Raw genomic sequence first — 6260 nt, forward strand, 5'->3', positions numbered from 1 at the left:
TGTGGGTTTCGAGGTGTACGGAACCGAGCGTGGCTTCCTGCTCGTAGATGGCGTGCTGTATGACGAGCATCACATGGCTTGGCGGGTGCGCAGTGCGGCCTAACACCTCGCTCAAGCGCCGACGCGCCACCGCAAGCCCCCTGGCCCGCGAAACGCCTGTGGTCTATCCTGCGTCTCGCGGGCCAGGGCGCTTGCCGCTGCGCGCGGCTTAGCTCGAACGTTAGGCGTCATGCGGTCACCCACTTTGTACCTTCAGGCGCTATTGCTTGCCTCCTGTGCATCGGCTCAGCCTGGATCAGAGGAATTCAATCAGTGCACTGGGGCAAGAACGCAGGCAGCATGGAATGCTTGCGAGAGCGCGGGGTTCAGCGAGGCCGAAAGAAGGTTGGCAACGCTGTACCACTCATACTCAAAGCGGCTTCAAGGCGAACAGAGAGAGAACTTCGAACGTGCACAAGCCGCATGGGTCCGGTATCGAGAGCTCGCGTGCAGCTTCGAGAGTTCGGGCGTAGCAGGGGGCAGTGCCTATCCCGCGGTTTTCTCGGCTTGTATGCGAGAGAAGACGAGGCGGCGACTATCCGAGCTAGAACGTCTCGCTTCCTGCGAAGAGGGAGACCTGAGTTGCCCTTCGGTAGCCACGAAGGAATGACGCCTAACACCTCGCTCAAGCGCCGACGCGCATCGGCACGGCACCTGGCCCGCGAAGCGCGGTTGGTTCATCATGCACTTCGCGGGCCAGGCGCCGCGCCGCTGCGCGCGGCTTAGCTCGAACGTTAGGCCGCAGAACCACCGACTCGTCCATCATGACCGTACCTATCCTAAAGATTGCAGATGGTTTCCGAGAGGAGTTCGCGCGCAGCCAAGTTGACCTGCGGCAGACTCCAGATGAGTATGCGGCGCGAGAAGCGCACAAGTTCTTGCTGTTTGACCTCGACGACTACAGTTACCGGGATCAAGAACTCCACTCTTGGATCCATCGCTTTGGTGCAATTCTCCGTGGCGTCGAGGGAATGCCAAGCATTGAGGAATTGAGGTTGCGGTACCTTAGTCAATCTGAAAGAGATGCAATCGCGAGAGAGCAAGAAAACGACGAAGGCCTATAGACCACTTCGTCAATGCTCTTTTCCTGTGCATGGCATCCAATACGTCCCTGCCGCCTGCGCTGCGGCCTAACCCCTCGCTCAAGCGCCGACGCGCAACGGCACGGCACCTGGCCCGCGAAGCGCCCGTTGTTTATCATGCGCTTCGCGGGCCAGGCGCCGCGCCGTCACGCGCGGCTTAGCTCGAACGTTAGGCCGCAGGATGCGCGTCGCGCCGCTTACCCCCGCTGATGTCGATTCATACCGCGCCTTGATGTTGGAGGCGTATGCTAGTGCTCCGGACGCATTCACATCTACGCCAGAAGAGCGAGCGGCCGAGCCAGAGTCGTGGTGGCTCAAGAGAATCGCTGACTCCTCAGGTTCAACTGTCGCGTTCGGCGCCTATGACGGGGGCGAACTCGTTGGCACGGTCGCGTTGGAGTTCGCCTTCAAGCCAAAGACACGTCACAAGGCGCTTCTCATTGGCATGTACGTCAAGCCAGGGGCACGTGGTACGGGGGCAGGGCGGTCGTTGGTGGCTGCGGCCATCGAGCATGCCAAGGCAAAGCCTGGCGTCCAGGTCATCACGCTCACGGTGACGCAGGGCAACGTAGCGGCGGAAGCGCTCTACCGTTCGGTTGGCTTCAAGAGCTTTGGCGTAGAACCCATGGCCATTCGTGGGCAAGAGGGGTACTTGTCCAAGGTTCACATGTGGCTCGCACTTGGCAATGCTGAAACTGCGGCCTAACACCTCGCTCAAGCGCCGACGCGCTCCGGCAGGCAGCGTAAGCCTGGTCCGCGGCGCATGAGGCATCATCGCGAACCAGGCTTACGCCGCCTGCCTGCGCGCGCGGCTTAGCTCGAACGTTAGGCCGCAGGAGAGACGCCGTGCCGGAGTTCCGCTACGAATCGCATGACGGTCTGCCCGAAGAAGAGAGCACCATCGTCGACAAGGGGCTCGGTGACTTCAATGACCAGGCTGCGCCGCTACATGAAGTTCAAGCATTGTCTTGCTTCGTGCGAGATGAAGCTGGTCATGTCATCGGCGGCGCCATCGGCCGCCGCTGGGGCCAGCTTTGTGAGCTACAGCAGCTATGGGTGGCAGCAAGCTACAGGGGCAACGGTCTCGGGGTCGGCTTGGTCCAGGCGTTCGAGCGCCATGGCATCGAGAAGGGCTGCACCTCCTTCTATCTCGAGACACTGAGCTTTCAGGCGCCAGAGTTCTACAAGAAGCTTGGGTACGCCGTCGCGTTTGCCAGGTCAGGGTATCCGCATGGCATTGGCAAGTACCACATGGTCAAAGAACTTGGGGGCGCCGAGACTGCGGCCTAACCCCTCGCTCAAGCGCCGACGCGCAACGGCACGGCACCTGGCCCGTGCGGCGCAGTGTGCATATCATGCGTCGCACGGGCCAGGCGCCGCGCCGTCGCGCGCGGCTTAGCTCGAACGTTAGGCCGCACGAGGAATGCTCCGCGTCGTCTTCTACGCCCTGGCCATCCTGCATCTTGGCCCTGGCATCGCGTTTGCCGTCATGGCCTTCGGCTGCGGCGAGGTTCCGCTGCTTGCTGGTCTTTGCCAGAAGTCGGAAATTCAAGCCTTCGCGTATCTCACAGCAGGACTGTGGGTCCTTATGGGCCTTGGCGCATTCCTGAAGTTCAAGGTTGGTGCCAATGCCTGAGCGCCTAGTCCAAAGGGCTTTGGGTCGTCGACTCATTTGGCTGGTAGTCGCCCTGAGCGTGGGCTCGGCGGTCGGTGCGGCGGTCTACTCGTTCAGCGGCAGCCGGTACTGGCTCTTGGCCTTGCAGGGGGTGCTGGCTGCAGCTTGGCTGTTCATCGGTACACCGGAGCAGTGCATGTCCAAGGCTGGCGGTGGCCAGGGCAGTTCGCAAGGCTAGGCCCAAAGTGCGGCCTAACCCCTCGCTCAAGCGCGGACCCCCAACGGCAATGCGCCTGGGCCGCGACGCGCTCACTGTGTATGCTGCACCTCGCGGCCCAGGCGCCTTGCCGCCGGGGTCCGCTTAGCTCGAACGTTAGGCGTCACAGCGCACGCGCCGATGAGTCAAGAATCTCAGCTTCCGCGAATCCGCAGATTTCATGCGCCCTCGAAAGGCGACTGGCTACTGCTGGGTGCGACAACACTTCTCTTCTCGGTGCTGTGGGCCTTCATACTCTTCGCGCAAAGCCTCGGAAGCTGCGATGCCCTTTCGGACTACATCTATTTATCGGCAGCTTCGATTCTTCTAGGTTTGGCATACGCGAGTTTCTTCATTGCGGCGGTCTACCTCGGCTCAATGTTGCTTCGAGCACTAGCCCCAAAGAGGTTCGAGATGCGGAATCGCCTGCATGAAGCCAAATTTGGCTTGGCAAATCTATTCGTACACTTTTTGGCAGTCGCTCTGGTGGCGGCTGCTGGGGCGTGGCCGCACAGTTGGGCCTGGTACGGCGGTCTCTTCCCGGTATTCTGGAAATAGTGCAGCATCAATGCCAAGGTGACGCCTAACACCTCGCTCAAGCGCCGACGCGCTCCGGCAGTCGGCGTAAGCCTGGTTCGCGGCCTATGAGGCATTATCGCGAACCAGGCTTACGCCGCCTGCCTCCGCGCGCGGCTTAGCTCGAACGTTAGGCGTCACGGAATCCGCGACCGTGGAGGCATCTTGATGTTTCGTAAGGCAGTAGTACTTCTCTGTGGAGTGCTCTTGAGCACCGCTTGCTTGGCCTCAGAGTCCCCTGTGGTCATTGGCTCCGAGGCGCCTGACTACCTTGGGAAGACATACGAAGGCGATGCATTCTTGGCTTCCGCCTATCGAGGTAAGGTTGTCGTGGCGACCTTCTGGGCGTCTTGGTGTGGTCCGTGCCAACGAGAACTGCCACTTCTTGAAGGCATCCAGAAGTTCTTTGGCGAAGACAAGGTCAAGGTTGTTGCCATCAGCATAGAGAACAAGAACAAGTTTAGGCAAATTGGTAAGGCGGCACAAAGTCTGGCGTTGAAGTTTGTTCATGACGCGGACAGAAAGGTATACGAGCGGTACGGAGTGAACGGCGTGCCTCATCTGGTCGTGATAGGAAAGGATGGCAAGATCAAGCTCAAGTACGTTGGGTACTCGGAGAGCGAAGTTGAGCAGGTCGTTGCCAAGATTCGGCAAGCCATAGAAGAGTAGGGCGACTACTGCAGAAGACGGTGACGCCTAACCCCTCGCTCAAGCGCCGACGCGCAACGGCGCGGCACCTGGCCCGCGAAGCGCTGGTGGTCTATCCTGCGCCTCGCGGGCCAGGCACCGCGCCGCCGCGCGCGGCTTAGCTCGAACGTTAGGCATCACAGGGCACACGCCATTGATGCGGGCGGCAAATAAGGGGAGGCCCCTTGGATCGACCACCAGAGCCTAGCTTTACCGCGATCGCGGCCAGTGATCGTGAGTACCAAGCTGCATATGACGCTGCTGCGCGGTCAATGCAGGAGTTCCAGTCGTATGTTCTGGGAGACGGCACGCAGACCTGCTTTGCCAAGCTCGCGTTCAAGGATCCGGATGAAGGAGATGAGAACGAACCGGGGACTCGCATCTACCTGTGGCTAAGGGTTCTCGCATACGACTCCACTGATGCGGTGTATCTGGGTGAGTTTTTTGAAGTTCCGTCTGAACTTTGCCAATGGCACCATGTAGGCCAGAGGCTGTGGTTCGATACGGAGGACGTATTCGATTGGTTGGTGAATATCGAGGGAACAGCGTACGGAGGGTTCACCCTGCGGGTATTGCGTAGCCGGCTTCCGGAGGCAGAGCAAAGGGAACTCGATGAAGAACTTGGAGTTAAGTGTTGGTCCGAAGTGCAGTGATGCCTAACCCCTCGCTCAAGCGCCGACGCGCAACGGCACGGCACCTGGCCCGCGAAGCGCCCGTTGTCTATCATGCCCTTCGCGGGCCAGGCGCCGCGCCGCTGCGCGCGGCTTAGCTCGAACGTTAGGCGTCATGAGGCCCGAACCTCTGTCCTCAGTTGAAGATCCTGACTGGCTGCGCTTGCGTAGTGAACTCTGGCCTGACTGCAGCGTGGCAGAGCACATCGATGAGATGAGGAGCTTTCTCATTGAGCTCTCTCGCTTCGCACAGTTCGTCGTGCGTCTTCCTGAGCTAGGCGCGGTTGGGTTCGCAGAGGCTTCTATCCGAAGTGACTACGTTGCCGGAGCAAGCAGCTCTCCAGTCGGGTTCCTTGAAGGCCTCTACGTGGTGCCGCTTGCGAGAAGGAGAGGGGTTGCTCGAGCCCTCGTGCAGGAGGTTGCAGCCTGGGCCATAGGCATGGGTTGCTCTGAACTCGCGTCGGACACAGAGATCTCGAACACACTTAGTCAGGCTGCACATCTGCGGCTTGGCTTTACAGAGGCAGAGCGCATCGTCTGCTTCAACATGTCACTCTCGCCGAAGAATGACGCCTAACCCCTCGCTCAAGCGCCGACGCGCAACGGCGCGGCACCTGGCCCGCGAAGCGCTGGTGGTCTATCCTGCGCCTCGCGGGCCAGGCGCCGCGCCGCTGCGCGCGGCTTAGCTCGAACGTTAGGCCGCACAGCCGCAACCCGTGGTGCTCGTGCGCACCAGCAAAACAACAAGCCAAGAACCGCGAAACTCGATGCTCTGGCTGGCAGTCAAGTACCTCGTGACCGCTGCCGTAGTTGTGGCAGTAAGTGAGGTCGCTCGTCGAAGTGACAAGCTTGGTGCGCTCATTGCTGCCCTCCCATTGGTGACTGTGCTGGTTCTGGTTTGGCTGCAAGTCGAAGGTCAGTCGAACGAGAAGATTGGCAACCACGCGTACTACACGTTCTGGTACGTCTTGCCAACGCTGCCGATGTTTCTGGCATTTCCGTGGCTTCTGCAGCGCCTCGGCTTCTGGCTGGCGCTTGGGGCGAGCGTGGTCCTCACCGTCGTGGTCTTCCTTTTGTTCAGTGTCTTGCTTCGCCGCTTCGGTGTTGAGTTGGTGGCGTGAGTGCGGCCTAACCCCTCGCTCAAGCGCCGACGCGCAACGGCACGGCACCTGGCCCGCGAGGCGCCTGCTGTGTATCCTGCGCTTCGCGGGCCAGGCGCCGCGCCGCTGCGCGCGGCTTAGCTCGAACGTTAGGCGTCAGGAAGTGCGCCCCTTCCTAATCAGCTATGACCTACCGGTCGCGCCCCCTGAAGATGCCGTCAAGGCTGCCGCGCG

At 60.7% G+C, this 6260-nt stretch carries 9 protein-coding genes; all 9 read left to right on the forward strand.

The features are described 5' to 3' along the window. The first annotated feature begins 229 nt into the window (after positions 1–229). The 9 genes from ENE75_RS25845 to ENE75_RS24345 all read left to right on the forward strand — a co-directional run bounded on the left by ENE75_RS25845 (position 230) and on the right by ENE75_RS24345 (position 6047). Positions 230–649, forward strand: coding sequence for a lysozyme inhibitor LprI family protein (locus ENE75_RS25845; RefSeq protein ID WP_128201638.1), 420 nt, complete (start codon positions 230–232; stop codon positions 647–649). 154 nt (positions 650–803) lie between these two features. Then, positions 804–1103, forward strand: a complete 300-nt coding sequence (locus ENE75_RS24975; RefSeq protein WP_158289088.1) for a hypothetical protein — start codon at positions 804–806, stop codon at positions 1101–1103. Positions 1104–1302: 199 nt separating this feature from the next. Beyond that, positions 1303–1827: a GNAT family N-acetyltransferase gene (locus ENE75_RS24315; RefSeq protein ID WP_128201640.1), complete on the forward strand. Its 525-nt coding sequence runs from the start codon at positions 1303–1305 to the stop codon at positions 1825–1827. Positions 1828–1967: 140 nt separating this feature from the next. Then, positions 1968–2411, forward strand: a complete 444-nt coding sequence (locus tag ENE75_RS24320) for a GNAT family N-acetyltransferase (RefSeq protein ID WP_128201642.1) — start codon at positions 1968–1970, stop codon at positions 2409–2411. Positions 2412–2544: 133 nt separating this feature from the next. After that, the gene (locus ENE75_RS24325; protein WP_128201644.1) at positions 2545–2757 is read left to right on the forward strand and encodes a hypothetical protein; all 213 of its coding nucleotides are present in this window, start codon (positions 2545–2547) and stop codon (positions 2755–2757) included. A 1033-nt stretch (positions 2758–3790) separates the two neighbouring features. After that, positions 3791–4237: a TlpA family protein disulfide reductase gene (locus ENE75_RS24330; RefSeq protein ID WP_158289089.1), complete on the forward strand. Its 447-nt coding sequence runs from the start codon at positions 3791–3793 to the stop codon at positions 4235–4237. A 203-nt stretch (positions 4238–4440) separates the two neighbouring features. Beyond that, entirely contained in the window at positions 4441–4908 is a 468-nt protein-coding gene (locus ENE75_RS24335; RefSeq protein ID WP_128201649.1) for a DUF2314 domain-containing protein, read from the forward strand. A gap of 133 nt (positions 4909–5041) precedes the next feature. After that, positions 5042–5503 (forward strand): aminoglycoside 6'-N-acetyltransferase, encoded by a 462-nt coding sequence (gene aac(6'), locus ENE75_RS24340; RefSeq protein ID WP_128201651.1) that lies wholly within the window; start codon positions 5042–5044, stop codon positions 5501–5503. A 190-nt stretch (positions 5504–5693) separates the two neighbouring features. Beyond that, positions 5694–6047, forward strand: a complete 354-nt coding sequence (locus ENE75_RS24345; protein ID WP_128201653.1) for a DUF3147 family protein — start codon at positions 5694–5696, stop codon at positions 6045–6047. Positions 6048–6260 lie beyond the last annotated feature (213 nt).

Source organism: Rubrivivax albus (genome assembly GCF_004016515.1).
Classification (GTDB): domain Bacteria; phylum Pseudomonadota; class Gammaproteobacteria; order Burkholderiales; family Burkholderiaceae_C; genus Rubrivivax; species Rubrivivax albus.